Source organism: Vibrio sp. 05-20-BW147 (assembly GCF_013369385.1).
Lineage (GTDB): Bacteria > Pseudomonadota > Gammaproteobacteria > Enterobacterales > Vibrionaceae > Vibrio > Vibrio floridensis.
In genome coordinates this window covers 1-1,588 of record NZ_SZTO01000067.1, presented here as the reverse complement: position 1 = coordinate 1,588, position 1,588 = coordinate 1, and the positions used below count along the sequence as shown (strand labels likewise).

Below are 1,588 nucleotides of genomic sequence, written 5' to 3'. Positions count from 1 at the left end.
TTGGTTCACAAACAAAAACCAAAACGTAGAAAACAGAAATGACTCATAATTTTGAAAATCAGACTTTGAACTTTGGCAGTCAAAACTCAAAAACCTAAGATCAAATTTCCGATTGAGCCAACCGCCCTAACCTCGCGCTTGCCCGAAAATTGACTGAGGCAACTCTTAGAATTTTTAGCGCCAAAGAATAAGTGTCCGGAAAACAGCGCCAAACGAAGTCGACTTGCCGAGCAACACAAAACTCACAAGCCAAGGGAACAAAGAACAATCATAACCCACTGATTTTGCGTGATTAAGCATAACGCCGCGTTAAGGGGTGCAGGCACGCACTACAAAAGCTACCGCACAGCGACTTAATCACTGAACCCAACGCAAACCGAAAATGCCACGCGTGCCAAATCCCACTTAAACGCTTTGTTATGCGCGTACTTCACCATTAAGTGATTCAAGATATTCTTCTAGTTCTTTGGATCTAGATTTTGATATAAACAACCCTACTGGCTGCAACAATACAATAGCTAATATGATAGAACTTAGAATGACATTGCCGTAAACGAAACCGACGATTACATTAATCGACAACCCTATCATTACGACAATATAGCGCCAGTATTCAATGTTTAACTCGTAGGTGTTTCGTTCAGGGTTGTGAGATATTGATACTGGGTATGACAACAGCGAAAGATTAACAAAAATGCTCTTATTCCGCATTTTTGCTTTAAAACCACGTTTTAGTAACTCTTCTAACAACTTATTCATTCGATATCCTTTTTAAACGATATAGCGCATAACGCCGCGTTAAGGGGCGCAGGCACGCACTAAAAAAGTGACCGCATCACACCTTAAACACTAAACCCAACGCAAATTGAAAATGCCACGCGTGCCAAGTCCCTCTTTAACGCTTTGTTAGGCGATTTTTAATACGTCTCGTACTTATAAACACCAATTTCAACTGCCTTCTGATTGGCATACTTAAACCAAATATTATTTGTAACGTCCGCATGCTCCGTTTTATCAGGTAAACTTCGCTGATCTTTTTCTTCTTGTGATATGGGTCTTATTGAGTCATATCCTTGAACATAAGAGCCGCTACCGTCCGTTGTGGGCTCAAGTTGCTGGCCCAGAATGGATTCAGATTGGGCTTTTGATATACCTAAACAATAGTCACCAATACATGAAGGAAGCTCTATTTGGCTCTGGCTACAATCTAGCCCTGGTTTTCTATCGTGCACACTGACTCTTGTGATTATTGGATGCCCTCCGAAGACAACATAAGTAACATTATCAATATAACAATACCCTTTTTCAGAATGGCCTTGAGGTAATCTTTGAAGTTTAGATGGGCCTAGTAAGTTAAGTACATCTTCATATGTCGATTGACTGACTTCAATACCCACATAAGTTGACGGCAAATCGCTAGAGACAGCAGACCAAGAGACTAGCAACAGAATTGCACTTGAAGATTTCAACATAACTACCTCGCCTAACGCCGCGTTAAGGGGTGAGTGCCGCCTAAACCAAGTTTCCGCAGATCACTTTCACCACCAAAACTCACTGCAAACCACAAATGCCACGCGGCATGAATCCC

General features: G+C 41.6%; 3 protein-coding genes. All 3 read right to left on the bottom strand.

What is annotated here, in order from left to right; translation table 11 throughout:
- Positions 1-417: 417 nt before the first annotated feature.
- Positions 418-759 carry a hypothetical protein gene (locus FC652_RS19890; protein WP_043877180.1) on the bottom strand — a complete coding sequence of 114 codons (342 nt, stop codon included), beginning with the start codon at positions 757-759 and terminating at the stop codon, positions 418-420.
- Positions 760-917: 158 nt separating this feature from the next.
- Positions 918-1,472 (bottom strand): hypothetical protein, encoded by a 555-nt coding sequence (locus tag FC652_RS19885; RefSeq protein WP_097353721.1) that lies wholly within the window; start codon positions 1,470-1,472, stop codon positions 918-920.
- Between the two features lie 11 nt (positions 1,473-1,483).
- The coding region (locus FC652_RS19880) for a DUF3265 domain-containing protein (protein WP_176299878.1) at positions 1,484-1,588 on the bottom strand (105 nt) is incomplete at its 5' end.

What these genes read in the sequence shown, in the direction of transcription:
- FC652_RS19885 (WP_097353721.1), bottom strand. Translation starts at nt 1,472, where the DNA reads ATGTTGAAATCTTCAAGTGCAATTCTGTTGCTAGTCTCTTGGTCTGCT.
- FC652_RS19890 (WP_043877180.1), bottom strand. Translation starts at nt 759, where the DNA reads ATGAATAAGTTGTTAGAAGAGTTACTAAAACGTGGTTTTAAAGCAAAA.